General features: G+C 73.1%; 27 protein-coding genes and 1 riboswitch. Of the genes, 14 read left to right on the plus strand and 13 right to left on the minus strand.

Features of this window, described 5'->3' with window-relative positions:
• Window positions 1-8 precede the first annotated feature (8 nt).
• Window positions 9-1,628 (plus strand): hypothetical protein, encoded by a 1,620-nt coding sequence (locus B1L11_RS05170; RefSeq protein WP_079313415.1) that lies wholly within the window; start codon window positions 9-11, stop codon window positions 1,626-1,628.
• A 375-nt stretch (window positions 1,629-2,003) separates the two neighbouring features.
• On the opposite strand, the gene mptB is transcribed toward B1L11_RS05170, so the two are convergent.
• The 3 genes from mptB to B1L11_RS05185 all read right to left on the minus strand — a co-directional run bounded on the left by mptB (window position 2,004) and on the right by B1L11_RS05185 (window position 4,638).
• Window positions 2,004-3,182, minus strand: coding sequence for a polyprenol phosphomannose-dependent alpha 1,6 mannosyltransferase MptB (gene mptB, locus B1L11_RS05175; RefSeq protein ID WP_256862241.1), 1,179 nt, complete (start codon window positions 3,180-3,182; stop codon window positions 2,004-2,006).
• 354 nt (window positions 3,183-3,536) lie between these two features.
• The gene (locus B1L11_RS05180) at window positions 3,537-4,283 is read right to left on the minus strand and encodes a glycosyltransferase (RefSeq protein WP_079313416.1); all 747 of its coding nucleotides are present in this window, start codon (window positions 4,281-4,283) and stop codon (window positions 3,537-3,539) included.
• Between the two features lie 4 nt (window positions 4,284-4,287).
• Window positions 4,288-4,638 (minus strand): STAS domain-containing protein, encoded by a 351-nt coding sequence (locus B1L11_RS05185; RefSeq protein ID WP_030511009.1) that lies wholly within the window; start codon window positions 4,636-4,638, stop codon window positions 4,288-4,290.
• 224 nt (window positions 4,639-4,862) lie between these two features.
• On the opposite strand from B1L11_RS05185, the gene B1L11_RS05190 reads away from it, so the two are divergent.
• The 8 genes from B1L11_RS05190 to B1L11_RS05220 all read left to right on the plus strand — a co-directional run bounded on the left by B1L11_RS05190 (window position 4,863) and on the right by B1L11_RS05220 (window position 11,522).
• Entirely contained in the window at window positions 4,863-5,300 is a 438-nt protein-coding gene (locus tag B1L11_RS05190) for a hypothetical protein (protein ID WP_256862242.1), read from the plus strand.
• Window positions 5,301-5,513: 213 nt separating this feature from the next.
• The gene (locus tag B1L11_RS05195; protein WP_079313417.1) at window positions 5,514-5,984 is read left to right on the plus strand and encodes a hypothetical protein; all 471 of its coding nucleotides are present in this window, start codon (window positions 5,514-5,516) and stop codon (window positions 5,982-5,984) included.
• Between the two features lie 11 nt (window positions 5,985-5,995).
• The gene (locus B1L11_RS05200) at window positions 5,996-7,525 is read left to right on the plus strand and encodes a multicopper oxidase family protein (RefSeq protein WP_079313418.1); all 1,530 of its coding nucleotides are present in this window, start codon (window positions 5,996-5,998) and stop codon (window positions 7,523-7,525) included.
• Window positions 7,526-7,789: 264 nt separating this feature from the next.
• A complete protein-coding gene (locus B1L11_RS05205; RefSeq protein WP_041952886.1) occupies window positions 7,790-7,987 on the plus strand; it encodes a hypothetical protein in 198 nt (65 codons plus the stop codon).
• A gap of 168 nt (window positions 7,988-8,155) precedes the next feature.
• Window positions 8,156-8,710, plus strand: a complete 555-nt coding sequence (locus B1L11_RS44825) for a MauE/DoxX family redox-associated membrane protein (protein WP_143736972.1) — start codon at window positions 8,156-8,158, stop codon at window positions 8,708-8,710.
• Between the two features lie 2 nt (window positions 8,711-8,712).
• The gene (locus B1L11_RS44830; RefSeq protein ID WP_218670913.1) at window positions 8,713-9,189 is read left to right on the plus strand and encodes a S26 family signal peptidase; all 477 of its coding nucleotides are present in this window, start codon (window positions 8,713-8,715) and stop codon (window positions 9,187-9,189) included.
• 27 nt (window positions 9,190-9,216) lie between these two features.
• A complete protein-coding gene (locus B1L11_RS05215) occupies window positions 9,217-9,744 on the plus strand; it encodes a TlpA disulfide reductase family protein (RefSeq protein WP_079313419.1) in 528 nt (175 codons plus the stop codon).
• Window positions 9,741-11,522, plus strand: coding sequence for an ABC transporter ATP-binding protein (locus B1L11_RS05220; protein WP_079313420.1), 1,782 nt, complete (start codon window positions 9,741-9,743; stop codon window positions 11,520-11,522). Before B1L11_RS05215 ends, B1L11_RS05220 begins: the two co-directional genes overlap by 4 nt.
• Window positions 11,523-11,530: 8 nt before the next feature.
• Here B1L11_RS05220 and B1L11_RS05225 read toward each other — a convergent pair whose 3' ends face one another.
• Both B1L11_RS05225 and B1L11_RS05230 read right to left on the minus strand, forming a co-directional pair.
• The gene (locus tag B1L11_RS05225) at window positions 11,531-12,646 is read right to left on the minus strand and encodes a sensor histidine kinase KdpD (protein ID WP_218670914.1); all 1,116 of its coding nucleotides are present in this window, start codon (window positions 12,644-12,646) and stop codon (window positions 11,531-11,533) included.
• Entirely contained in the window at window positions 12,643-13,356 is a 714-nt protein-coding gene (locus B1L11_RS05230) for a response regulator transcription factor (protein ID WP_079313421.1), read from the minus strand. The genes B1L11_RS05225 and B1L11_RS05230 overlap by 4 nt, the downstream gene beginning before the upstream one ends.
• 372 nt (window positions 13,357-13,728) lie before the next feature.
• On the opposite strand from B1L11_RS05230, the gene B1L11_RS05240 reads away from it, so the two are divergent.
• From B1L11_RS05240 to B1L11_RS05250, 3 genes are all read left to right on the plus strand, one after another.
• Complete coding sequence (locus B1L11_RS05240) at window positions 13,729-14,010, plus strand: DUF6412 domain-containing protein (RefSeq protein ID WP_079313423.1); 282 nt, start codon at window positions 13,729-13,731, stop codon at window positions 14,008-14,010.
• Between the two features lie 74 nt (window positions 14,011-14,084).
• Window positions 14,085-14,747 carry a membrane protein insertase YidC gene (locus tag B1L11_RS05245; RefSeq protein WP_204051262.1) on the plus strand — a complete coding sequence of 221 codons (663 nt, stop codon included), beginning with the start codon at window positions 14,085-14,087 and terminating at the stop codon, window positions 14,745-14,747.
• A gap of 28 nt (window positions 14,748-14,775) precedes the next feature.
• A complete protein-coding gene (locus B1L11_RS05250) occupies window positions 14,776-15,285 on the plus strand; it encodes a GNAT family N-acetyltransferase (RefSeq protein WP_079313425.1) in 510 nt (169 codons plus the stop codon).
• A 93-nt stretch (window positions 15,286-15,378) separates the two neighbouring features.
• On the opposite strand, the gene B1L11_RS05255 is transcribed toward B1L11_RS05250, so the two are convergent.
• Window positions 15,379-15,831: an ATP-binding protein gene (locus B1L11_RS05255; RefSeq protein WP_256862243.1), complete on the minus strand. Its 453-nt coding sequence runs from the start codon at window positions 15,829-15,831 to the stop codon at window positions 15,379-15,381.
• A gap of 150 nt (window positions 15,832-15,981) precedes the next feature.
• Window positions 15,982-17,793 (minus strand): PAS domain S-box protein, encoded by a 1,812-nt coding sequence (locus B1L11_RS05260; RefSeq protein ID WP_239108810.1) that lies wholly within the window; start codon window positions 17,791-17,793, stop codon window positions 15,982-15,984.
• Window positions 17,794-18,074: 281 nt separating this feature from the next.
• On the opposite strand from B1L11_RS05260, the gene B1L11_RS05265 reads away from it, so the two are divergent.
• Entirely contained in the window at window positions 18,075-18,635 is a 561-nt protein-coding gene (locus B1L11_RS05265) for a methylated-DNA--[protein]-cysteine S-methyltransferase (protein ID WP_079313427.1), read from the plus strand.
• 34 nt (window positions 18,636-18,669) lie between these two features.
• On the opposite strand, the gene B1L11_RS05270 is transcribed toward B1L11_RS05265, so the two are convergent.
• The 4 genes from B1L11_RS05270 to B1L11_RS05285 all read right to left on the minus strand — a co-directional run bounded on the left by B1L11_RS05270 (window position 18,670) and on the right by B1L11_RS05285 (window position 22,137).
• Window positions 18,670-20,010, minus strand: coding sequence for a cytosine permease (locus B1L11_RS05270; RefSeq protein WP_079313428.1), 1,341 nt, complete (start codon window positions 20,008-20,010; stop codon window positions 18,670-18,672).
• Window positions 20,001-20,117, minus strand: a riboswitch (TPP riboswitch). (Overlaps the previous gene by 10 nt.)
• Window positions 20,118-20,171: 54 nt before the next feature.
• Complete coding sequence (locus B1L11_RS05275) at window positions 20,172-20,495, minus strand: rhodanese-like domain-containing protein (RefSeq protein WP_079313429.1); 324 nt, start codon at window positions 20,493-20,495, stop codon at window positions 20,172-20,174.
• Between the two features lie 135 nt (window positions 20,496-20,630).
• Window positions 20,631-21,509 (minus strand): Fpg/Nei family DNA glycosylase, encoded by an 879-nt coding sequence (locus B1L11_RS05280; RefSeq protein WP_079313430.1) that lies wholly within the window; start codon window positions 21,507-21,509, stop codon window positions 20,631-20,633.
• A gap of 22 nt (window positions 21,510-21,531) precedes the next feature.
• Complete coding sequence (locus tag B1L11_RS05285) at window positions 21,532-22,137, minus strand: TenA family protein (protein WP_079313431.1); 606 nt, start codon at window positions 22,135-22,137, stop codon at window positions 21,532-21,534.
• Window positions 22,138-22,180: 43 nt separating this feature from the next.
• Between B1L11_RS05285 and B1L11_RS05290 the strand changes: the two genes are divergently transcribed.
• The gene (locus B1L11_RS05290; RefSeq protein WP_079313432.1) at window positions 22,181-22,834 is read left to right on the plus strand and encodes a GPP34 family phosphoprotein; all 654 of its coding nucleotides are present in this window, start codon (window positions 22,181-22,183) and stop codon (window positions 22,832-22,834) included.
• 122 nt (window positions 22,835-22,956) lie between these two features.
• On the opposite strand, the gene B1L11_RS05295 is transcribed toward B1L11_RS05290, so the two are convergent.
• Entirely contained in the window at window positions 22,957-23,736 is a 780-nt protein-coding gene (locus tag B1L11_RS05295; protein ID WP_256862244.1) for an LCP family protein, read from the minus strand.
• Window positions 23,709-23,870, minus strand: coding sequence for a hypothetical protein (locus B1L11_RS49805; protein ID WP_256862245.1), 162 nt, complete (start codon window positions 23,868-23,870; stop codon window positions 23,709-23,711). The genes B1L11_RS05295 and B1L11_RS49805 overlap by 28 nt, the downstream gene beginning before the upstream one ends.
• Window positions 23,871-24,253 lie beyond the last annotated feature (383 nt).

Raw genomic sequence — 24,253 nt, forward strand, 5'->3', positions numbered from 1 at the left:
GCGGAACAGTGCGTCGCAGGCTGGCGGGGCTCTTCGCGTCGATCCTGGTGCTCGTCGTGGCGGCCCTCGTCCTGCCGGCCGCTCCCGCGTCGGCTTCACCACAGGCCGCCGCGGTGACGGGCCGGGTCGTGGTGATCGGGGTGCCCGGCCTCCGCTGGGACGACCTCGACCCGCGGCGCACCCCCGCGCTGTGGGGGCTGGCCGCCCGCGGCTCCAGCGCGTCGCTGTCCACGAGGGCGGTCCCTCCCGAGGGGCTGCCGGTGACCTGTCCGACCGCCGGCTGGCTGACGGTCTCCGCGGGCCAGCGGGCGGGAGCGCCCGGCGCGGGCTGCGGGCCCCTTCCCGAGCCCGTCACCGCCGTCGGCGGCACGGCGACGATCCCGAACTGGTCCGAACTGGTCGCCGTGCAGCAGGCCGGTCCCTTCAAGGCCCGGCTCGGCCTCCTCGCCGACGCCGTGACCGCCGCCGGAGGGAAGATCGCGGCCATCGGACCGGGGGCCGCCCTGGCCGCCGCCGACGGCTCCGGCAGGGTCGCGACGTACGCCGCGACACCCGCCGCGCTGCCCGACCTCACGCCGTACGCCCTCGTCGTCGCCGAGGCGGGGGAGATCACGCAAGCCCGGGTGGATGACGGGCGCGGGCAGGCGCGGCGGGCGGCCGTGAGCGCGGCCGACCGGACCGTGGCCGAGGTGCTCGCCAAGGTGCCCGCCGGTTCGACCGTACTCGTGGCGGGGCTGTCCGACTCCCCTGGCCGCGGCGAGGGCTCCATCGCCCACCTGCACGTCGCGATCGCCTCGGGCGGGCCGTACGGGCACGGGTGGCTGACCGCCGCCTCGACCCGGCAGCGGGCGCTGGTCACGATCACCGACGTCACGGCGACGGTCACGCACCTGCTCGGCCTGCCCACGCCCGAGGGCGCGGTCGGCCGGGCGTGGTCGGGCGGCGGCGCGGCGCCACCCGTGAGCGAGGCGGCTCCCAGGCTGGCCGACGCCGACCTCGCGAGCCAGGTGCTCAGGGAGGTCAGGGAGCCGTTCTTCATCACACTGGTCGCCGCGCAACTGCTCTTCTACGGCCTGGCCGCGCTCGTGATCAGGCGCCACCGGCGGATGCTGACGACCACGCGGGTCGTGGCGACGGTCAGCGGCGCGCTCCCGGTGTCGATCTTCCTGGCGCAGCTCGTGCCCTGGTGGGGCTTCGCGCATCCGATGCCCGCCCTGCTCGGCACGATCCTGGGCTTCGCCGTCCTGGTGGCCGGGCTCGCGTACGCCGGGCCGTGGCGCCGCCACGTGCTGGGGCCGCCCGCCGTGGTCGCCGGGATCAGCTCGCTCGCGCTCCTCGCCGACGTGGTGACGGGCTCGCGGCTGCAGGTGAACGCGGTGGCCGGCTACGAGCCCGTGACCGGCGGCCGGTTCTACGGCTTCGGCAACATGGCCTTCGCCGTCTACTCGACGGGCACGATCCTGCTCCTGGCGGCCGTCGCCCACGCGCTGCGCCGCCGGCCGAGCTCGCCGTGGCCGTCTGCGTGGCGTACGGCCTGCTCGCGATCGCCGGGGACGGCTGGCCGACGTGGGGCGCGGACTTCGGCGGGGTGCCGTCGTTCGTCCTGGGCGTGGCGGTGTGCGTGCTGATGGTCGCGGGCAGGCGGGTGTCGGTCCTCCGGCTCGGGCTGATCGCCGTGGCGGGGGTCGTGCTCATCTCGCTGATCGCGGTGGCCGACTGGCTGCGTCCCGCCGACCGGCGCACCCACCTCGGCGCGTTCGTCCAGCAGATCATCGGCGGCGAGGGCGGCTCTGTCGTCGGACGCAAGCTCGGGGCGATGCTCCACACGCTGGGCAATCTCCCGCTGACGCTGCTGTCGCTGGTCGCGCTGGCGTTCCTGTTCCTCGTGCTGGCCCGGCCGTCCCGGTGGGGCGCGCCCGCGCTGAGCCTGGCCTACGAGCGGGCGCCCGAGCTGCGGGCCGGGCTGTTCGGCGCGCTCACCGCGGCGTTCGCCGGGTTCCTGATCAACGACTCGGGGATCGCGATTCCGGCGATGGCCCTGACGGTCGCGGTGCCGCTGGCGCTTGCGGCGTCCGTACGCGCGCTCCAGACCGCGCCGCCCACCACAGCAGCGCGATCGTCAGCGCCAGCAGGAGCGACGGCGCCACCCAGCCCCTGACCACGTCGACGAGCCACCTCAGGTCGTCCGGCTGATCCGTCTGACGCGCGGGCAGGTAGGCGAGCGAGAGCACGGCGAGCCGGGCGACCAGGAACGCCTCCAGGCCCGGCCAGGCGACCAGGGCCAGCAGCGCGAACCCCAGCCCGTCATACCAGGGCAGCGCGTACGGCGTGGAGAACAGCCAGGCCACGGCGACGGCCAGGGCGACCACCGGCCCCTCGCGCTCGGCCGCCGGACGGCCGCGCAGCAGGAGGGCGGCGAGCGCGGCCAGCAGGAGCAGCGACCCGGCCTGGATCCACGCCCGGTAGGCCCCGGACCCGAACACCCCCTGCAGCGCCCTTTGGGCCGGCTTCCACGGCGTAGCGAGCGAGACCGACTTGCTGGCGTTGAGCAACTGGTCGAGCGAGTGGGGCCCGGCGAGCAGATATGCCACGAGCACGGTCAGCGCCGCCAGCCCGGCGACCAGCGCGAGCCGCCGGGGGCTCCGGCGCAGCTCCCACGCCGTGCCCAGCGCCACCAGGCCCACGGTGGCCTTGACCGCGACGCCGAGGCCGAGCGGCACACCCCGGCGGGCGACCAGCCCGGCCACGACGAACGCGATCGCCACGGTGTCGAGGTGCATCCCGGCCACGAGCTCGTAGACGATCAGCGGGTTGGCCGTCCACAGCAGGGCCGCGCGGCGCTGCCGTACGGGATCGCCGGAGGTGGCGCGGTGGAGCAGCAGGCCGGTGGCGACGAAGGCGGCGGCGTTGACCAGGGCCATCACGAAGACCGTCAGGCGGACGGAATCGCCCCCCACGTGGCTCGCCAGCGCCTGTACGGCCGTCGCGACCGGGCCGTACACGCTGGGCGTCCCCTTCCACTCCTCCACCCGGCCGACGACCGGATCGGCGGGAAGGTCGGCGGGCACGGTCGCGTACGGGTCGTGGCCGAGGACCGCGATCCGGCCGTACGCGGCGTAGTTGAGGTGGTCGGCCGGACCCGGAGGGCGGGAGGAACGGCGAGGACCGCGGCGGCGGCGCACCCGGCGACGACGAGCGTGCGCGCCCGCGGCATACGGTCGGCGTACGCGAGACCGGCGGCCAGGCCGGCAGTGCCGAGGACGAGCGCCGCGGCGGCCAGCGCGACGACGAGGTGGCCGTCGGGCGCGAGATCGAGCGAGTAGGGGGGCTGCCACGACGGCCCGGGCAGCCCGGGCACCATCGCGGACGGCCCGAGGACCCCGATCGCGATCGTGAGGACGATCGACAGGCCGCCGGCGGCCGGGGCCAGCCGGGCGGCGAACCGTGCGCGCCCCCTCGAATCCACCCGAGAATTCCACCACACCGGCCCGCCGACGTGGGCGAAGCCACCAGGTGGCCCGGCTCGACAGCGCGGCTCAGCGGCGCGGCGGGCGGAGGGCGGCGCGCGCCTGGTCCACGGCGGGCTCGCGGGCGGCGAGGGCCAGGCCGACGTCTCGGAGCTGCTTGGCCCTGTGCAACTGGGAGCGCCAGTCGGTGCCGGTCGCCCGGTGCGACATCTCGACCTCGACCTCGGTCACCCGGAAGCCCTTCCTGAGCAGGTCGACGGTCATGCCGGTCTCGACGCCGAAGCCGTGCGCGAGCGGCCGGGCCGCCTCGAACGCCGCCCGGGTGAGGCACCGCTGCCCGTTGAGCGGCTGGGTCGCCTCCCAGCCGGTGAGCCGCTTGATGCCGTCACGGGCCAGCCGTACGACGATGCCATGGCCGCCGAGCTTGACCCTGGTCGCGAACTTCGCGATGGTCAGGTCGGCCTCGCCCCCGCGTACCGGCGCGATCAGCGGGAGGGCGGCCGCCGCCGTCTCGCCCAGGTCGGCGTCGAGGAACAGCAGGTGCCGGGGATGGTCCTCGTCGAGGAGGCGCACGGCCTCGGCGCCGCTCTCCATCGCCGCCGCCTTGCCCCGGTTGCGGCTGTGCCGTACGACCCGGGCGCCCGCCGCCCTGGCCACCCGGCCGGTCTCGTCGGACGAGCCGTCGTCGACCACGACCACGAGATCCACGCCGGGCAGCTTCAGGGCGGCGGTCACGGTGGCGCCGATCCGGTCGGCCTCGTCCTTCGCCGGGATCACCACCGCGGTGTCCGGCTCGGGCACTGCCATCTCCCCCATGCGCCTAGCCCTGATGCTCGGCCGTGAGCAGGTCGGCGGGCACCGTGTCGTGCACGGTGAACACCGAGTCCAAGCCGGTGACCTGGAGAATCTTGCGTACCGCCGGTCTCGGGGCCGCCACCTCCAGCGTGCCGCCCCGCTCGCGCAGCCGCTTGAGCGCCGACAGCAGCACGTTCATGCCCGTGGAGTCGCAGAACTCCACTCCGGACATGTCGATGACCACCCGGTCCGGCCCGGTCTCCAGCAGACGGGTGAACTCCGCCTGCAGCCGGGGCGCGGTATATAGATCGATTTCGCCGAAGACGGCCATGACGGCCTGACCGGCGTGGGATTGCGTCGCGACTTTGAGCTCCACGAGGCGCACACTAGCGTCGTCCCGGCCCCGGGTCACGCTCCATCGGATTCATCGAAGAGTCGTCCGCCCTTTGTCCCCGATTCCGGCCCCATGTAAACGCCGAGTGCGCGAAGCTTGACGCTATGCGACACCGGCGTCGCCGGATGGAGGGCCCGGAACCTCCGCGTCTTGGTCGTCACTTCGCAAAGGAGGGCGGGCGCCGAGCACAGCGGGCCCGAGAGCAGATGAACAGTGAGATACCCGAGGATCCACAGCGGCGCGTCCTGCGCGAGCATCTGGAGACCATCCAGGTGCGCACCGAGAAGGCCTCGTCGTGGCGCGACGCGGCCGAGCCGCTGCGCGGCCTGGTCAACCGCGAGGGGTACGTCCCGGTCAGCGCCCGGCTGGCGGCCGAGGACCTCGATTTCCTCGCCGAGGCGCGCGAGGAGCTGCTGAGCTTCTCCGAGCTCGGCATCCGGCTGCTCGATCTGCACCAGCCCAGGGACGCGGGCGGCATCTCGAGCGACCCCGCCAACCCGATCCTGCGGTGCCGCAGCTGCATGTGGCGCTGGCCGTGCCCCACGTTCCGGGCAATGGCGGAGGCGTTCACCCCGCGTCAGCGGGACGCCGCCCCGGACGTCCCCTCCTGGCGCGGCCAGCTGGAGCACCAGCTCGACCCGTGACCCCGGCGGCCGGCGCCGCCCCGACCTGCGCTTTCGTGCCGGGTTCTGCGACGCCAAGAGGCGCAGAAGTCGTCATTAAGTGTTCGCCAGGGAGGCGTTCCTAACTTCCCCTGTGTAAGGGCCGGCGTGCCGAGAGGGGCGCGGCCGGCACAGGAGAGGACCGCGGGGCCCGGACGTCGAAGGGCTTGCCAGGTCCCGGATGGGAAGAGCGTCATGAAACTGGTCTACAAGGTCCTGGCCTCACTCGTCGCGGCCGAGGTCGCCGTACAGGCGATGATGGTCGTCCTCGGCGACGCCGGGCTGTTCAAGTACGTCGAGCAGGGCGGCGTGGTCGACAAGGCGGCCGCGGAGAGCGGGGGGATCGAGTTCCCCGAGTTCTTCGCCTTCGTGGTCCACGGCATGAACGGGATGATGGTCATCCCCTTGATCGCGCTGCTCCTGCTCGTCTCCTCGTTCTTCGCGAAGATCCCCGGAGCGGTCAAGGGGGCCGCCCTCGTGGTCCTGCTCGTCGCGGTCCAGGTCTCCCTGGGCCTTCTCGGCCACCAGATCCCCGCCCTGGGCGCCCTGCACGGCCTGAACGCGCTGCTGCTGTTCAGCGCCGCCGTCCACGCCGCGCGTCGCGGCCGCGGTGCCGTGGTGAGCGCGCCCGCCCAGTCGCACGCCCGTGTCGAGACCGTCGCCTGACGACATCTCGCATGAACGGGACTCGCCGTCGCGGCGCCCGCCTCCGGCTCGCTCTGGCGGGCGCCGCGACCATCGCCCTGCTCGGCCCTCTGGCCTGGATGTGGCAGGACAGTCTCATGCCCGATGCGTACTCCGTCATGGACATGGGGTACGCGGACTACGGCGGCGCTGTCACACACGTGGCGGGCACCTCCGGACACTCCGAGCACTCCGAACACAGCGGGCACTCCGAGCACACGGCGTCGGCGCGGAGCCTGACGTCGTTGACGGCCGACCCGGACCGCGCGGCCGACGTCGCGATCACCCTGGTCGCGCGCAAGCAGCGGTTCCGGCTGCCCACCGGCCGCTCGGTTGACGGATACACGCTGAACGGCGCCTCCCCCGGCCCGGTGATCCACGCCACCGTCGGGCAGCTCGTGGAGGTCCGCCTGGTCAACGAGTCGGTGCCGGACGGCATCACGCTGCACTGGCACGGCGTCGACGTGCCCAACGCCGCGGACGGGGTCGCCGGTGTGACCCAGGACGCGGTCGGCGTGGGCCGGTCGTTCACCTACCGCTTCGTCGCCGGCCAGGCCGGCACCTTCTGGTACCACTCGCATCAGGTGTCCCACGAGCAGGTACGCCGCGGTCTGCTGGGCGCCCTGGTGGTGACCCCGGCGGCGCGACCGCCGGCAGGCACGGCCGACGTCGTGGCGCTGCTGCACCTCTACGACGGGGCCCGCACGATCAACGGGCGGGAGGGAGACGTCCGCGCCGAGGCACGTCCCGGCGAACGGGTGCGCGTACAGGTGATCAACACGGAGAACGGCCAGACGCCCGTATGGGTCGGCGGCGCCCCGTTCCGGCTCGCCGCCGTCGACGGCACCGATTTGCACGAGCCCGCTTCCGTACGGGACACCGCCGTGACGGTCACCGCGGGAGGCCGCGCCGACATCGAGGTGACCATGCCCGAGGACGGCTCACCGGTGCGGGTCCACATCGGCGGCCCGGCCGGCGTCGTGCTCGGCTCGCGGTCGTACGACGCGCCCACCGTCCCCCGGCCCTCGACCACGCTGGACCTGCTCTCGTACGGCACTCCGGCATCACTCGGGTTCGACCCGGACCGGCCCGATCGGCGGTTCGACTACGAGATCGGGCGCCGCCCGGGCTTCCTTGACGGGCGTCCCGGGGTCTGGTGGACGATCAACGGCCACATGTTCCCCGACGTGCCGATGTTCGTCGTCGCGGAGGGCGACGTGGTGCGGATGCGCATCGTCAACGACAGCGGCGAGCCACACCCGATGCACCTGCACGGCCACCACGCCGTGGTGCTGAGCCGCGACGGCGTGCGGGCGACGGGCGGCCCCTGGTGGGTGGACTCGCTCGAAGTCGGCACCGGCGAGTCGTACGACATCGCCTTCGTCGCCGACAACCCCGGCATCTGGATGGACCACTGCCACAACCTGCCGCACGCCACGGAGGGACTCGTCGCCCACCTCATGTACGAGGGAGTCACCACGCCCTTCACCGTGGGCGGGACGGGCGGGAACAAGCCGGAATGACCTCCGGTGGCCACCGGCGCCGCGACGGTCTCGTGACCCTGGAACGCTCCGGCCCCCGGCCTGAACCTTTCATGACAGGCGATGTCACCCGCGCCGGATCGGGCTCCGGTCCGCGCGGCGACCCCGCATGTCACCGCGCCGGGACCCCTGACTGCGAGGGCCACCGGACCGCATCGCGTCGTCTCATCGGTTGATCTCCGTGGCCCCGATGAGAACGTGATGACGGCTGCTCGCATGATCAGCCCGCGAAGGGAGGAGTCTCGCATGGTTCGCACCTTCCAGTCCTGGGGCGACCGCCTGCTGGCCCGTCTGGTGCCGAGGACCGAGGCGTCGGCCGCCGTACCGTGCTGGTGCCCGGGCTACAGCCAGGCCGGCCCGAACTGCCCCTGCAACAACGGCGTACGACAGGTGTGCTGCTACGGCGGCAACTACGGCTACTACTGCTACAGCCAGGCCTGCTGAGGTCCCGGCGCGGCGGGGCACGCGCGGGCGACGGCCCGCGCGTGGCCTCGGCCGGCCCGGCCCCGGGGATGTGCCGCGGATGCGCTGGGGCGTCCGCCCGGTCCCTGCCGCCGGGTCACCTCTCGGCGATCACGTGTCGCGGCGGGGTCCAAGCCGAAGGGGGAAGTCGTGAACTACCTGCTCCTCGCCTGCCGGATGGCCATCGGGCTGACGTTCCTGGTCTCACTCGCGTCGAAGCTGCGCGGGCGGGAGTCCTGGCTGCGGTTCGCCGACGCCACGGCACGGTTGCTTCCCGCCCGTATGGGGGCCGTGGGAGCCGAGCGGCGCCACGCGCTCGCGGCCGTGGCCGCCGTCGCGGAGGGGGCCGTCGTCGTGCTGTTGACCGTCCCGGCCACGGCGTCGGCCGGGTTCGCGGTGGCGCTGGCCGCGCTGGCGGCGTTCTCCTTCGTCATCCACGCCGCGATCCGCAGAGGGCTCGCGGTCCCGTGCCACTGTTTCGGCGGCCGGAAGCTGCCGGTCGGGCCCGCCGACCTCGCCAGGAACGCCCTCCTCGGGCTGATCGCCCTCACCGGCCTGGCGCTGACGATCCTCGTCCCCGTACGCGGGCCGGCCGAGCTCGCGGGAGCGGCGGTCGCGGCCCTGGCCGCGCTCCTGGTCACGGTCCTGGTCGTGCTGACGGGGGAGATCGCCGACCTGTTCGGGCTCACCCGGGAGAGCAGGTAGCGGTGGCCCATCCGGTGCGGAGGCGGCTGGTCCTCCTTCCCGTCGTGGCCGTGGCGCTCTCCGGCCTGGCCGTGGTCGCCTGGCTGCGCCGGCGGTTCGTCCTGGTCGAGGTGTCCGGCACGAGCATGCGGCCGAGCTTCCGCACGGGAGATCGCGTCCTGGTGCGGCGTGTCCCGTCGCACGGCGTACAGGTGGGCGAGGTCGTCGTGGTCGAGGCGCCGCGGCCCCGGGGTCACCAGCCGGGGCCGGAACGGAAGTGGCACATCAAGCGGGTGGCGGCGGTCGGGGGCGATCCGGTGCCCGCGCGGGTGGCGGACGCGCCCGCGCTCCGGAACGCCGACCGGGTGCCGACCGGTCATCTGGTCGTGCTGGGGGACGACCCACGCTCGAGCCTGGACTCGCGCCAGCGCGGCTTCGTGCCCGCCGACCGGGTCCTGGGAGTGGTCCTGCGGCGGTTGCCGCCGGACGGCAGTCGCTGAAAATCACGGCCCAAGCAGGGAGATCTCATGCCGTTCCTCATCGCCTTCGTCGCGGTCGTCGGTGTCCTGTGCGCCGTGGACCTCGTCCTGTCCGTGGGCATCATCAGAAGGCTCCGTGAACACTCGGAGGCGTTGGCGGCGTTGCGCCGCGGACCCGAGGTCATGGCCCCCGCGGGGTCGGCCCTCGGCCCGTTCACCGCCGTGACCACGGACGGGGAGACGGTGTCCGACGACACCCTCCCCGGGAGGCCCACGCTCGTGGGCGTCTTCTCGCCGGGCTGCCCCGCCTGCGCCGAGCGCATGCCGTCGTTCGTCGACGCCGCCAAGAACCGCGCGGGCGGGAGGTCGTCGGTCCTCGCCGTACTGGCCGGTCGCGAGGAGGACGTCGCGGCGGAGCGGGCCGCGCTCGAACCGGTCGCCCGTGTGGTGATCGAAAGCTCCGGCGGCGGCCTCACGAGGGCGCTGTCGGTGTCCGGGTTCCCCGCCTTCGCGCTGGTCGACGCCTCCCGCACGATTCTCGCGAGCGGCACCAGCATGGAGGGCCTGGGCGCGTGAAGGCCGTCTGGGCGGCCGTACGGCTGGCATGGGAGGCGGGCAGAGCGAGGCTGGCGGCCTACGGCGCGCTGATCGCGGCAGGCGCGGTGATCCCACCGGCCATCGCCTGGCTGACCAAGGCCGTGCTCGACCTGGTCGCCCACGGGACGGCGACCCCGGCGTCGATCGCCTGGCTCGGCGCCGCACTCGCCGCCTGCGGGACCATGGCGGCCGTCGTCCCCCAGGTCACTCTGTATCTGCGGGAGGAGATCGGCAGGAGGATCGGCGTCGTCGCGCAGGACCGCCTGTTCGCCGCCACCGAGCGGTTCGTCGGCCTGGCGAGGTTCGAGGATCCCGCCTTCCTCGACACGCTCAGGCTCGCGCTGCAGTACGGCGGCGCCACTCCCGGCATGGTGGTCATGGCCGCCTTCGGGATCGTCAGGTCGGTGCTGGCCGGTGTGGGCTTCCTCGGCGCGCTCGCCCTGATCAGCCCGTGGATGGCCGTCCTGGTGGCGGCCACCGCCGTGCCGGGCCTCGCGGCCGAGGTCTGGCTGTCCCGGCGCCGTGCCGCGATGCTGGTCGGGATAGGCCCGAACGAGCGCAGGGAGTTCTTCTTCCAGGACCTCCTCCTGAGCGCCCAGGCCGCCAAGGAGATCAGGCTGTTCGGCCTCGCGGGCCACCTTCGCGGCCTGATGCGCGAGCAGCGCACGGCCGCCGACGCCGAGCGCCGCCGCTCGGACCGCCGGGAGACGGCCGTCCAGAGCGTCATGGGGGGCGCGAGCGCGCTGCTGGCGGGGGCGGGTCTGGTCTGGGCCCTGCTGGAGACGCTCGGCGGGGGCCGGAGCGTGGGGGACATCTCGCTGTTCGTCGCCGCCGTCGCCGGAGTCCAGGCGGCGATCACCGGCCTGGTCGGTGAGATCGCGACGATCCACCAGCAGGCGCTGCTCTTCGGCCACTACCTGTCGGTGCTGACGGCCCCGCCGGACCTCCCCGTACGGCCCGAGCCGGGGCAGGTGCCCGGGCTGCGGCGGGGGATCGAGTTCCGCGACGTCTGGTTCCGATACTCCGCCGAGCACGAGTGGGCACTGCGCGGCGTCTCGTTCACCATCCCGTACGGGCACTCGGTCGGCCTGGTCGGCCGCAACGGCGCGGGCAAGAGCACGGTGGTCAAGCTGCTGTGCCGGATGTACGACCCGGAGCGGGGCGCGATCCTCTGGGACGGCGTCGACCTCAGGGATGTCGATCCCGCGCGGTTGCGGCGGCGGATCGGCTCGGTGTTCCAGGACTACATGACCTACGACATGAGCGCGGCGGAGAACATCGGCCTCGGCGATCTCGACGCGATGGGGGACCGGGAGCGGATCATCGAGGCGGCCGGCCGGGCGGGGGCCGACGGCTTCGTCGGCGCGCTGCCCCGCGGCTACGACACGCTGCTGTCGCGGATCTTCCTCGACGGCGGCGAGGCGGGCGTCCACCTGTCCGGCGGTCAGTGGCAGCGTCTCGCGCTGGCACGCGCCTACCTCAGAGGCGGACGTGACCTGCTGATCCTGGACGAACCCAGCTCGGGCCTGGACGCCGAGGCCGAACACGAGATCCACAGCGGGCTGCGGCGGCACCGGGCAGGGCGGACCAACCTGCTCATCTCCCATCGTCTCGGCTCGATCCGGGAGGCCGATTTGATCGTGGTCCTGGACGAGGGGCGGGTGGCCGAGCGCGGCTCGCACGCCGACCTGCTGCGTCTCGGCGGCCTGTACGCGAGCCTGTTCGCGATCCAGGCGGAGGGCTACCAGGTCGGCTGAGGGCCCCGTCAGGCCAGCGGCAGCGTGATCGTGAACAGGCAGCCGGGGCCCTCGTTGACCACGTCGATCTCGCCGTCGTGGGCCTCCACGATGCCCCGCGCGATGGCGAGGCCGAGCCCGGCGCCGCCGTCGGGGCCGGGGGTCCGCGCCGCCTCGCCGCGGAACGCGACGTCGAAGACCCGGGGAAGGTCCTCCTCCGGGATGCCGCCGCAGCCGTCCAGCACGGACAGGCGGGCGGTCGTCTCCTCCGCCGACGCCCGCACGACGACCGTGCCCCCGGTGGGCGTGTGGCGGATGGCGTTCACCACCAGGTTGCGTACGGCCCGGCCGAGTTGCCCGGCGTCCGCGTGCACCGGGACCCGCGGGTCCGCCTCGCCGGTCAGGTGCACGCCCTCGGCGCGGGCCAGCGGCTCGACGGCGGCGAGGGTGTCCGCGACGAGGTCGCCGAGCCCCGTGCGGGTGAGCGTGGGCCGCAGCGTGCCCGCGTGGATGCGCGACAGCTCGAACAGGTCCTCCACCATCCCGGCGAGCCGGTCGACCTCCACCCTGATCTGGACGTGGTAGCGCTTGACGGTCTCGGGGTCGTCGGCCACCCCGTCCTCCAGGGCCTCCACCATCGCCCGCATGCCCGCGAGGGGAGTGCGCAGGTCGTGGCTGACCCACGCGACCAGTTCGCGCCGCGCGCTCTCCAGCGCCCGCTCGCGCTCGTGGCCCAGCCGCAGCCGCTCGTACGCCTGCTCCAGCGCGGTGCTGATGGTCTGCAGTTCGGCCGGGAGCGGCGCGGGCGGCGGGGTGAACCGGCCGGAGGGCGGCACGCTCTCCAGCGCGCCCACGAGGCTCCTGCTGGCACGCACCACCGTGCGGGCGTTCACCAGCGCGACGCCGAGGCCCACCAGGCCGCCGATGCCGACGACGGTGAGCACGATGTTCTTCGGCCGCCCGTCGATGATCATGGCGAGGGTGATGGCGACCACCCCGGCCAGCGTCGCGGAGACCGTCACGGCCGCGACGACCGCGAGCATCACGCCGATCGACCGGCGGCGCAGCACCCGCAGCAGCGCGAGGCCGAGGGCCGCGATGACGAGGCCGAGCCCGGCGGCGACCGCGACGATCTGGACGATCACGACAGCGGCTCGTAGCGGTAGCCGACGCCCCAGACCGTGACGATCCTGCGCGGGTCGGTGGGGTCGTCCTCGATCTTCTCCCGCAGCCTGCGCACGTGGACCGTCACGGTGGAGGAGTCGCCGAACGACCAGCCCCAGACCTGGTCGAGCAGGGCCGTGCGGCTGAACGCCTGGCGGGGATTGCGCAGCAGGTAGGCGAGCAGGTCGAACTCCCGGGCGGTCAGCGTGATCTCCTTGCCGCCCAGGTGCACCTCGTGGGCGCCGACGTCCACCACCAGGTCGCCGTCGCGCAGCACGCCGGTGCCCGTCGGCACCAGCGCGCCGCGGGCCCGCCGCAGCACGGACTGCACGCGCAGGGCCAGCTCGCGCGGGCTGAACGGCTTCGTCACGTAGTCGTCGGCGCCGGTCTCCAGGCCGACCACCCGGTCCATCTCCTCGCCGAGGGCGGTCAGCATGATCACCGGCACGGGCCAGCGCTCCCGCAGCTTCCGGCAGACCTGCAGGCCGTCGAGCTTGGGCAGCATCAGGTCGAGCACCATCAGGTCGGGCGGGTCGGCCAGGGCCCGCCGCAGCGCCTCGGCCCCGTCGCCCACGCACTCGACCTCGTGGCCGTCCCGCTCCAGGTAGCGGGCCACCACCTCGGCGACGGTGGGGTCGTCGTCCACCACGAGGACACGGGCGGGGTTCTGGGGAGACTTCGAGGCCGGCACGCCCTCAACGGTAAGTCCGCCGGGCCACCCGGCCGAGTCCCGTCACCGTCTCGTAAGATCGGCCACGCGCGGCGCCGTCATGACCGTCTGTTGGCGAACCGCCGCCCAACGCGATGATTCACGTGAAACTTCCTGAATCCCGGGTATGGGAACCGATTCTGGATCAAGCTCGCGGTTGTCGGTGCCACCGCGTACCTTGGGGCCATGGCCGTACCGTACTGACCGTACTGGGGATCCTCCTGGCCCTGTGGCTGGTGTTCGGATTCGTGATCCCCGCCCTGTTCGCGACGCTGAAGTTCCTGCTCATCATCGGGATCATCGCCCTCGTCGTCGTCGTCGCGGTCACCGTCGTCGGGAAGCTGTCCCGCTGACGTGAACGCTCTCCAGGCCGCCATCGGATCGCTCGTCTGGCTGCTGGCCGAGTTGGCCGCCGGGTCCTCCGGGCCCGGCGCGCTGACCGCGGTCGGCCTGGCCGGCGTGGCCGTCCTGGTGTTCGCCTGGATGCTCTGCCGGCTGACCGGCGTCCCTGTCGTGGGTCAGGGGCCGGGCAGGCCGTCGTACAACGGTGAGACGGCGATGGTCAGGCTGCGCGATCCCGGCACGCCTGGCCGTCCCCGTCCCCGCGCACCATCCGGAAGCCCCGCGCTCGTCTGACCGGTCATCCGGTCACGAGCGCTTTCGTCATGCCCTCATTCCACCGGCAGAAGGTCACAGACGAAAGGCTTCCCATGTTCGACTTCGTACTCGATCCCGCATACCGGCTCATCGACGCCCTCAGCCACGTCACCGGCGGCGGGCTCGCGATCGTCCTGGTCACCCTCGCCGTACGGCTGTCGCTGCTGCCGCTGAGCGTACGCGTCGCCCGTGCCCAGCGGATCCGGACGCGGCTCGCTCCCCAGGTGGACAGGCTGCGCACGCGGTGGAAGAACGACCCCCAGCGACTCCTGCGCGAGGTGAACGCGTTGTACGCCAAGGAGGGCGTAGGACAGTTCACCGGCTACCTCCCGGCGTTCGCGCAGTCGCCGTTCTTCATGGTGACCTACCGGCTGTTCACGGCCGCCGTGATCGCGGGACACCCGAACCTGCTGCTGGCGCAGAGCGTGCTCGGCGTGCCGCTGGGGGAGCACCTCGCGGCCGCGGTCGCCGGGGCGGGCCTGGTCAGCCCCGCGGCCGGAGTGTTCGCCGCGCTGCTCGCGCTGCTCGTCGTCGTGGCCGTGATCGCCGCCCGCAGGGTCGAGCCCACGGCGCCGATGCGGCGCCTCCAGGTCCTCGCGCCGTTCTGGACCGTGGCGGTGGCGGCCTTCCTCCCGCTCGCGGCGGGCGTCTACCTGCTCGTGAGCAGCGCCTGGACGACGGCCGAGCGGGCCGTCCTCTACCCGCGCACGGCGTGACGCCGGGGCGGGCTGGAATGCTGAGGGCATGACCCGTGACCACGTGATCGTGACCTGGGCGGCCGGGGACACCGACGGGGACGGCCTGAGGGCGCTTCTGGCCGCCTACCACCTGCGGACCGAGGCCGAGAAGGGCGTCCCGGTGGTCGGCCCGGAGCGGCTGCCCGAGCGCTACCGGGTGGAGGTCGAGGACCCGGGCACGGCGTTCGCGGACGACGTCGTGCTGGTCGCGCGTCGCGGGGACATCGCGATCGGCTGCGTGGTGCTCGCGGCGCCCGTCGAGGGGCGGGCGGAGATCAAACGGCTGTGGGTCGACCCGGGCGAGCGGGGCAGGGGCGTGGCCGGCGCGCTCGTCCGCGCCGCGCTCACCCGGGCGCACGGGACCGGCCTGCGGTCGGTACGGCTGTCGGTGTGGCGCTGGCGGACGACGGCGATCGCCCTCTACGAGCGGCTCGGCTTCACCGTCACCGAGTCGTGGGACTCCCGCGACGACCTGGTCTGCATGGAGCACGCCTTCGGCGGCGGGGGCGCGGCGTAGCGACGAGGGGCGGAGCGTAGCGGCGGGGGCAGAGCGTAGCGGCGGGCACGCGGGCGGGTAGCGGCAGAGGCGCGGGGTAGCGGCCGGGGGCGCTCAGCCGACCTCGCGCAGCACCGGGGTTTCGGACAGCTCGTGATGCCCGTTTCGGGCGGGCCATGAGGCGGGGACGACGGCCCAGACGGTGGTCGCCTCCTCCTCGTGCCTGACCCCCCAGCGCTCGGCCAGGTATTCGACGATGCCGAGTCCACGGCCGCCGAGGGACGACAGCGTCGGGCGGCCCGCACGCGGTTCCGTACAGGCGCCGCCGTCGCTCACCGCCACCTCGACCTGGGTGTCCGAGCAGAGCCACGCCACTTTGAGCTGGCCGGACGGGAGAGGGTGGGCGTGGCGCAGCGCGTTGCTCAGCAGTTCGCTCATGATCAGCACGACGTCGTCGACGGCGGAGGCGATCAGCCCCGCGTTCGAAAGTTCGGCGCTGAGGCGCTGACGTGCGACGGCGACGCTCGACGGTGCGTACGGCAGCATCACGACGCTCGACGCACTCACCTCCCCGTTCCCCCCGTTTCTGCTGCACGAGCCAGTACGACCGAAATGCCCCGCTTACTCGGCCGGGAAACCGTGCCCCGGATCACAGCTTGTGCACATTGGACAATAGTTCAGTCCTTAAGTGGTGACGCCACGCTCCGATCTGTCTTATCAGGATGAAGATCCTGCCGAGGTCAGCACCAGCCGCATGCGGGTTCCCCCGCCGGATCGGGGCAGCGCGGCGACGTCCCCGCCCTGGGCGCGGGCGAGGTTGCGCACGATGTACAGCCCGAGCCCGACCCCGCCGAACCTGCGCCGGTTGCCGCTGTCGGCCTGGACGAACCGCTCGAAGATCCGCTCCCGGTCGCCCGCCGCGATGCCCACTCCCTCGTCGTCCACCACCAGCACGACCCGGTCGTCCTCCGGCCATGCCTCGACCCGGATCAGACCGCCGTCCGGGGAGTACTTGAACGCGTTCTCCAGCAGCTGGGCCAGCAGGATGTCGGTGGCCAGCGCGTCCCCGTACACGAAGGGGAGATCGGGCGGGATGTCCACCTCCAGCCGGTGCCGGTCGGACAGGACGGGCAGCCCGAGCGTCGCCGCGTGCACCCGGGCGGCCAGGTCGAAGGGCTCGACCTTGACCTTCAACTCCTCCGCGCCCGCCCGCGCGCCGAGCAGCAGGTGGTCCATGAGCTGCCCGAGCGACCGGGCGCGCTCGGCGATCGTGTGGACCGCCGACCGCCGCTCCTCGTCGGACAGGTGGTCCCAGCGGGAGTCGAGCGTGCTGGCGAAGCCGTGCACGATCGTGATCGGCGTACGCAGCTCGTGGCTGGTGGTGGCGAGGAACAGGTCCTTGGCCTCCTCCAGTTCCTTGGCCCTGGTGACGTCGCGGAAGTCGACGACGGTCTCCCCCGTCTCCCGGATCTCCGCGCACAGCACGTCGAGCCATCGGCCGGACGGAAGCTGGAAGGTGAGCTTCTCCCCCGGCGCCGGCAGCGGGAAGGGCGGCGGCCCTCCGATCACCCGGTCCGCCGGGTGGCCGGTCAGCTCGGCCGCCGCCGGGTTCCACCGCACAACCGCGCCCGCGCCGTCCAGCACCGCGATGCCGTCGGCGCTGGCGTCGAAGACGGCCCGCTCGTGCGCGCGCTGCCGCACCGCGTCCTGGTACGCCATGGCGTTGGCGACCGCGATGCCGGCGTGCCCGGCGAGCAGTTCGAGCAGTTCGAGCTCCAGATGGCTCGCCTTGCGCCGGGCGAACAACGCGTAGAGCGCTCCATAGGGGCGCCCGCCCACGGCGGCGATGCCGACGGCGATCGTGTGCAGGCCGGGCAGGCGCGCCCAGATCAGGTCCTGGAAGCCCTCCGGGCCGGTCTCGAGCAGCACGGTCTTGCCGGTGCGCAGCAGCTTGGCGACCAGGCTGGTGTGCAGCCCGGCGGTGGCCCCGCGCAGCGTCTCGGGCAACTGGTGGACGCCGACCAGGCGCAGCCGCTCCCCCTCGATCGACACGAAACCGCCGGCGTCGGCGCCGGTCAGCTCGGTCAGGCTCGCGGCGATGCGGTCGAGCACGACGGGCAGGTCGAGCTCGGCGTTGATGTCGCCGACCACGTCGGTCAGCCGCCGCACCAGGCGGGCGCGGCGCACCATCCTGCCGTGCGCGGCGTCGTCGTCCTCGGCGGCGTGGTAGACGCTCACGTATCCGAGCAGGACGCCGCCCGGCGAGCACAACGCGCTCGTGTCCACCCGCAGGTCGAGCAGCCGCCCGTCGCGGTGGAGGCGCTTGGTGGTCAGCGACACCCGGCCGCCCGCGCGTACGCGTTCGAGCACGGCGTTGTGCTCGGCCATCAGCTCGTCGGGCACGATCGGGGCCCGCCTGCCCAGCAGGTCGGACGCGGGCCAGCCGAACAGCCGCTCGGCCGCCGCGTTCCAGCTCAGCACGGCCAGGTCACGGTCGAGCGCGACGATCGCGTCGGGGGAGCCGGCCAGGACCGCACGCGCGAGGCCCTCCTCGACGTCCCCGAAGGCCGCGTCGCCGAAGACCGCGACGTCCGGACCCCCGGCGTCGGCAACCACGGCGTCCGCAACCACCGTGTCCGGGATCGCGGCGTCCGGAACCGCGGGGGCGAGGTCCGCCGCCCGGCCGTCCACGCTGCTGTCACCCACGTCCCCATCGTGCCTTCTTTCACCTTTTGATCTTGGGGTTTTCCGTCACCTCGCGACCGCTCCGATACGCTGCCTGCACGCAGAGAAGAGAAAGTGGGGCGCCCATGTCCACCGAGGACCTCGAAGCCCTGCTCCGCGTGACCTCGCCGGGTTACGTCGGCGAGACCCCGCCCGAGGTCGCCTTCGGCACCACCGACGCGCCGGTGGGCCGCCTGGTCCTCGCGGTGACCGCACGCGGCGTGCTGGCCTGCACCTACGAGGACGAGCACGGGGTCTTCGCCCGGGTCTCCCGCGCCGTCGGCTCGTTCATCGGGCCCGACCCACGCCGCCTCGATCCCCTGCGCAGGGAACTGGACGCGTACTTCACGGGCAGGCTGCGCACCTTCTCCCTTCCGGTGGACCTGCGCCTGGTCACCGGCTTCAGCCGTACGGTGATCCAGCTCATGACGGCCGTGCCGTATGGCAGCGTCACCACCTACCAGGAGATCGCCGAGCGGATCGGGCGGCCGCAGGCGCCCCGCGCGGTGGCCAACGCCCTGGCCGGCAACCCGGTCTGCCTGCTCCTGCCGTGCCACCGGGCGGTGGAGGGCCCCGGCTCTCTCGGCGGATACGCCGGCGGCCCGGCGGCCAAGGAGCACCTGCTCCGCCTGGAAGGCGCCCTCTGACCGCGAGGCCGGCCGGGGGAAGAACCGGCCGTCTCTAACGGCGTGACCGCAGGCGGCGGGCCGGGAGGGACAGCGCCACGGTCATCAGCGCGGCGACGAGGAACGCGGCGAGCGCGGCGTTCATCCAGGGCTGGTGGACGAACCCGAGGGCGAGCCGGACCTCGGTCCAGATCCCGTCCCACCAGCCGACGGTCGGGGTGGAGGTGACGATCCAGTACGCCGCGAACCCGAGGATCCACGGCACGACCATGAGCCAGCGGGAGGGGGCGTCCCCGGCCGTGTTCCACCGGGCGGCCCCGCCGAGCAGGAAGTAGTCCACCACGAGCACGGCGAACATCGGCACGAACACGGCCCCGATGACGCTCAGGAACGCGCCGTAGGAGTTCACGTCGGCGAACAGCGCGATCAGCGTGGTGAGCACGCCGATCACGACCGAGATCACCCGGCGGTCCCAGCGCGGCGCCAGGTTCTGGATCGACACCGTCGTCGAGTAGACGTTCGCGAACGACTGGTCGGCCTCGCGCAGCACCAGGATGCCGAAGAACACGACCCCGAGAGGGGCGGCCACGAACGGCTCCCACACCCTGTCCCCGTCGTTGCCGACGAGCGCGAGCGCGGCGATGCCGAGGGCCAGGCAGGCCACCTGGGCGATCGTGTATCCGGCGACCACTCCGGTGAACGCCGCGCCGCTCGACCGCGAGTGCCTGGCGTAGTCGGCGGCCATCGGCACCCACGACACCGACAGCGCGATGACGTAGTCGACGGCCGGGGCGAAGGCGTCCCAGGAGCCGCCCCCCACGGACGGTCCCTTGGCGAACAGGGCGACCGACAGCCAGATCATCGCGATCACCACGCCCGCCGTGACGTACCGCCGCAGCAGCCGCAGCGCGCCGAGCGGCCGGATCGTCAGCGCGATCGTCAGCACGCCCGCCGCGACGGCCCACACCGCGTACGGCACCGAGGTGCCGAACAGCGCCTGCGCGCCGTTGGCGATGACCCACAGCTCGAAGGCGCCCCAGCCGAGCATCTGCACGATGTTCAGCACGGTCGGGATGTACGAGAGCCGGGCCCCGAACAGGCCGCGCAGCAGCACCATCGCGGGGCGGCCGGTCCGCGTGCCGGGGATCGCGGCCAGGCCGACCATGGCCGTCCCCAGCAGGCTGCCGACGACGGCGGCGAGCACCGCCGCGGTGAAGGTCAGCGGCTTGCCGCCCAGTGGGTCGAGCAGGAACAGCGCCCCCGAGAAACCGAGGAGGCTGACCCCGAGATTGGCCCAGAACGCCCCCTGGTCGAGCAGGCCCAGGGTTCTCGGGGCCTCCTCGTCCAGGGTGAGCGGAACCTCCGCGTGCGCGTCGTCGACGACGGCAGAAGTCATCACACGCTCCCTACGCCGGCATTATCCGGACAGGTTCATGCGGTCGGCGGCACGAGTTCGATCCGCCCTCTCAGCCCGGTCACGCCCGAGCTCCCGCGGGTATTGATGATGTCTTTGTGATTATGACACTGGTTTGACCGTATTCCTACGCCGCCCTGTCCCTAGGCCACGTAGGGCGCCTCACCGGTCTCGCTCACCATCGGACGCCCCACGGCGGCCCAGGACCGCATGCCGCCGTCCACGTTCACAGCGTCGCGGCCGATGTGGTTGAGCCACATCGCGGCGTGCGCCGAGCGGCCGCCGACCCGGCAGACCACGTACACCGGCCGGTCGTGCGGCACCTCGTCCACCCGCGCCTGCAGCTCGCCGAGCGGGATGTGGACGGCGCCGGGGGCGTGGCCGGCCACCCACTCCTCGTTCTCGCGGACGTCCAGCAGGTACGCGTCCTCGGGCAGTGCGTCGGGGGCGATTTCCGGCAATGTCATGCGCCCATTCTGACGGCACACCGCCGATGCCCGGGCCCATGCCGGGAGCTGTGACCCACGGTGATCCGCGAGCCACGTCCACAAGGGCCCAAATCATTCCTCCGGGCGGCGCTCCACCGGGCGCTCCCGGCAGGCCTACTTCAGCAGGCGCGACAGCCGGCGGTCGGCCAGCGGCTTGCCGCCGGTCTGGCAGGTCGGGCAGTACTGCAGCGACGAGTCGGCGAACGACACCTCCCTGATCGTGTCGCCGCACACCTCGCACGCCTCGCCCGTACGGCCGTGCACCCGCAGGCCCGACTTCTTCTCCGACTTGAGGTCCTTGGCGGCCAGCCCCCTGGCCCGCCCGACCGCGTCCCGCAGCGTGCTCACGATCGCGTCGTGCAGGTCGGCGACCTGGCCGTCCGTCAGCGTTCCGGCGATCTTGAAGGGGGACATCTTCGCGACGTGCAGCACCTCGTCGGAGTAGGCGTTGCCGATGCCCGCGATCACCTTCTGGTCCCGCAGCAGGCCCTTGATCTGCGCACGGCTCCCGCCCACGATCGTCTTGAGCAGGTCCGGCGTGAAGTCCTCGGCGAGCGGGTCCGGCCCGAGGCCCGCGATGCCGGGGACGTCCTCCGGATCGCGCACCACGTAGACGGCCAGGCGCTTCTGCGTGCCCGCCTCGGTCAGCTCGAACCCGGGGGCGCGGCCGTCCTCGCCCGGCGACAGCCTCACCCGGACCGCGAGCGGGCCCTTGCCCGGCCGCACCGGTTTCGCGCCGGTGAGGTCGTCACGCCAGCGCAGCCAGCCGCCACGGGCCAGATGGGTGACGAAGTGCAGGCCGTCGCAGTCGACGTCGAGGAACTTGCCGTGCCGCGCCACACCGGTGACGAGCAGCCCCGAGAGCGCGGTGACGGGCGGGTCGACGGTCTTGAGCGCCTGGAAGGCGGTCACGTCGACCCCGATGACGGCATGGCCGACGGCGTGCTCGCGGAGGAACTCGGCGAGCGCCTCGACCTCGGGCAGCTCCGGCATGCCCTCACACTAACCCCGCCGGTCAGGGGACGTCCCAGAACGCGAGTTCGTGCTCCATCCCGCGGGCGAACAGCTCCCGGGCGCGCGCCGGGTCCGGAGCCGCCTCGTCGATCATGACGGCGATGCGCGCGGCGAGGGCGGCGAAGCCGGGATCGGCGTAGGTGTCCACCCAGGCCCGGTAGCGCGGCTCGGCGGGCGGGTCGGCGGCCAGGATCCGGCCGAGCGTCGAGTACCCCCACATGCAGGGGTAGAGGGCCGCCAGCCCCTCGCCGTAGTCCGCCGCCGACTCCAACAGGAACGAGGTGTACGCCGCGCAGGCCGGGCCCTTCACCGCGCCGTCGAGGTCGGCGCCGAAGCCGGCCGCCAGCGACCGGTGCAGGTCGAGCTCGTCGTGCCACGTCGCGTGCGCCAGGTCGACCAGGTCGCCGAGGTGGGCGTCCGGAGCCTGCCAGGCCAGCCGCGAGAACACCCGGACATAGTCGAGCAGGAACAGGTAGTCCTGCTCCAGCCACGACCGGAAGACCGGCTCGGGCAGGTCGCCCGCCGCGATGCCTCGTACGGTCGGGTGCGCGAGCTGGGCGTCCAGCATCGGCCGCCCGATGGCGTGCAGGTCCGCAGAGATTCCCATAAGGGCTCATTGTGGCCGTAATCCGCGAGTTAGGCTCGACTCCGTGACACTGACGATCGCCGAGGAAGTGCTGCTGCTGGCCTACCGGGAGGACACCGGCAAGCCGATCATCGGGTCGGTGGAGCTCGACTGCGCCCTGGCCGGGGCCCTGCTCGCGGACCTGGCCGTACGCCGCCGGGTGGACCTCGACGGCGCGAAGGTCGTGCCCGTCGATCCCACCCTGGTGGGCGACGAGGAGCTGGACGCAACGCTCGCCCGCATCGCCGAGGAGCGCGGGCCGCGCAAGGCCGACTGGTGGGTGGGCAAGCTCCGCGCGGGCAGGCTGCGCAAGCGGCTGCTGACCCGCCTCGCCGCCCGGGGCGTGCTGAGCGAGCAGGAGGGCAAGGTCCTGGGGATCTTCCCCACCACGCGCTATCCCGAGCTCGACCCGAGCCACGAGCAGGGCGTGCGGGAGCGCGTCCATAACGTGCTGGCCGGAGCCGATCCGGACGAGCGGACGGCGGTCCTGATCGCGGTCATGCACGCGGCCAGGCTCGACCGCAAGGCGTTCCCCGACGCGCCGAAGGGCCGGGTCAAGGAGATCGCCGAGGGCCAGTGGACCGCCGAGGCGGTCCGCAAGACGATCGCCTCGATCCACGCCGCCGTGCTCGCCGCCACGACCGCCGCGACGGTCGCCGCCACCACCGCCGGAAGCTGACCTCCTGCCAGCCGCCACCACCGCCGGAAGCCGACCCCCTGCCAGTCGCCGCCACCGCCGGGAGCCGGCCCCCTGCCGTCGCACGGCCGCGCGGGCCGTGCGAACCACGCGGGAGCTCCGGACTACTTGGTGATGACGTCCTTGGGCACCTGCTTGTCGGCGGCGAGCGCCTCGAACAGGCGCAGCGCCTTCTGGGTGTCCCACTTGACCACCGCCTGGCCGCCGATGGTCGGCAGCGAGCCGATCGGCACGGCGGTGGCGAGGGGCCCCTCGCGCATGGCCAGGCCGACCGACAGCAGGTCGAACAGGCCGGTGCCGGGGTCGACGGAGACCGAGTCGGCCGCGCTCAGCGCCAGCGGGACCGAGGTGAACGGATTGATCAGCGTGCCCGGGCTCGCGGCCTTCTGCACGACGGCCGAGAAGAACTGGCGCTGCCGCTGGGTGCGCTCGAAGTCCGGGATGGCGCCGGTGGCCCGGGTGCGCACGTAGCCGAGCGCCGTGCCGCCGTCCATGTCCTGGCAGCCCTTCTTCAGGTCGATCCCGGCCTTCGGGTCCTTGATGTCCTGCTTCACGCAGATGTTGACCCCGCCGATCGCGTCCACGATGCCGACGAAGCCGCCGAAGCCGATCTCCATGTAGTGGTCGATCCTGATGCCGGTCACCCGCTCGACCGTCTTGCTCAGCAGTTTCGGGCCGCCGAAGGCGTACGCCGCGTTCAGCTTGCCGCTGCCGTGCCCCTCGATCGGGACGTACGAGTCGCGGGGCAGGCTGACCAGGGTCGGCCGGCCGCTCTCGGGGATGTGCAGCAGCATCATCGTGTCGGTGCGCTTGCCGACCGCCTTTCCGGTGGCGAGCTTCCTGCGCTGCGCCGCCGTCAGGCCCGCCCGGCTGTCGGAGCCCACCAGCAACCAGTCCTGGCCCGGCGTCTCGGCGGGCGCCCGTCGTAGTCGGTCAGCGACTCGACCGGCCGGAGCCGGGAGCCGATCCAGAAATATCCGGCGACGGCGGCGACGAGCAGGAGCACGACCACCACCACGACGACCCGCAGGATGATCCTGCCGGTCCGGCGCGGCCCGCGGCCGCGCCGCGCACGGAGCCGTCGCGGCCCCTCGGCCCGCCGCCACCGCCGTGCGGGGCGCCTGCCTGGTCCCCGGCCTCGTGCCTGCTCCCGCCGAGCGGGCGGATCGGGGTGTCGCCGGAACGCGGCTTGCCGTACACCTTCGATCGGACGCGGGGGACCGTGTCCTCCCTGCCGGACCCCGCCGGAGCGGCCGCCTGGGGCCGGCCGGCCGGGGCCTGTGCCGCCGGGGGTTGGGCGCTACGCCGGTACGCCCGGGTCGCCTCGTCCTCATCGGCCACGTGAACCCCCAGCCCTCAGCGTCCTTGCGACTGCTTTGACCGCAGCGGCCGAAGTCTTTG

This window comes from Microbispora sp. GKU 823, assembly GCF_002027145.1.
Taxonomy (GTDB): domain Bacteria; phylum Actinomycetota; class Actinomycetes; order Streptosporangiales; family Streptosporangiaceae; genus Microbispora; species Microbispora siamensis.